General features: G+C 24.5%; 1 protein-coding gene. It reads right to left on the bottom strand.

Annotation, left to right across the window (positions count from 1 at the left end):
• Positions 1-1,538: hypothetical protein (locus ACR0P1_RS07835; protein WP_432645850.1), on the bottom strand; the 1,538-nt coding region annotated here is incomplete at its 3' end.
• Between the last annotated feature and the right edge of the window lie 54 nt (positions 1,539-1,592).

Raw genomic sequence — 1,592 nt, forward strand, 5'->3', positions numbered from 1 at the left:
ATTAAACTTGAAATAAATGTTGTTACGTGTTTTACTAAGAAAGTGATGTCGTCAGTTAAATTATGGAAGAAAACAGTAGAATTACTATCGAGCCATTCCAAAAATTCAACAGCACAATCTTTAGAATAAGAACTAAACGATTCAAATTCTTCAGAAATCTCATACTTATTATTGGTAACAATATTTTTATCGGAAATTCTATTTATTTCAGTGAAAACATCAACTGAATATTTTCTTGCACAAATACAGTATGGATTATGTTGTTTACCATTTGTAGAGGCTTCAAAATCAGCAAATACAAGATATTCCTGTTTATGAGGAGATTTAAGAACTTTTTCAAGATCAATTGGAAATGGTTTATATAAATTAGTTTCAAATTCATTAGGTTCTCTAATTTCTTCTATTTTTGCCAAATTGTTTTTACGAATACTTCCATAGAGACTCCAATAATCTGAAACACTAATTTCTCTAAATTTACCGGCATTCTTTAGAGTTTGAAGCACTTCAAATATTGAAAATTCAGGAAGTTTATCTTCATTAAAGAATTCAATATATTTACCCTTAAATTTCTTGAATAAATATCTGTTTTCAAAATATTTATTAGCTTTATTTGGGTTCGTTAATCTTAAATCATTAATGAAAGATTTAATGGCTTCTTTATTTTCAAAATATCTCTTGTTAAATTTTACTTTTTCATCAATCATATAATGATCATCAATAACAATTAAGTTAATAATTTTAACAGGATTTTCTAATTTATTCTCTGGATAAGAATAAGTGTTAAAATTACTGACTTGATTATAATCATTATCATGATTGTAAAATTTAACATTAAATTGGATATTAAATATTGAACCTAATTCCTCCAAATCTTTAACTTTAAAATTACATGGATTAATGATTTCTTTAGCTCTACAAATTCTCTCATTATCAACATGAGATTGTTTAAGAGCATAAATCAAACAGTGGTCATCCATTAATTTAGCAGTTTTTTTATTTAATTCTCTAAAGATTTGGAATTTAGATAAATCTGTTTTTGATTTAACTAAATATTTAAAGAAAGAACCTCCTCTTGTTTTATAACCCTCATTATCAATTGAATTCTTATGAAGAATAAATTCAATGAAAGTTATTCTCTTATAATCCATATGAAGAATTAATTTATCAGAACCTTCTGATGGACAAATTTCTTCAGTAATTTTATCCCAATTTTCATTTGAAAATTTCTCAAATAAATATTTAATACTGTCAACATTAAAATATTCATAATGATGAGATCCATCATTTGTTATAAAACAAATCTTTAATCTATCAGAGAAATTCATAAATCTGAGAATTCTGTTACTGATGAAATTAACCATATTTTGAACCATTTCTTTAGATTCATTCAAATTGATTCTGATATGAATTTTCTTCTCATTTTCAAGATCAATAACTTTCTCAATGAATTTTTCAGAAACTGGTAAATCAGTATAAATATCAGAAAATGGTTTCAGAGCTTCATTAATTTTATTTTGATTCTCCTCTTCAGTTTTCATATCATATTCATGATATAATTGTTTGAATTGATTTTCATTTTTAATGCGTTTATC

Source organism: Methanobrevibacter sp. (assembly GCF_050872065.1).
In the GTDB taxonomy this organism is placed as follows: Archaea; Methanobacteriota; Methanobacteria; order Methanobacteriales; family Methanobacteriaceae; genus Methanocatella.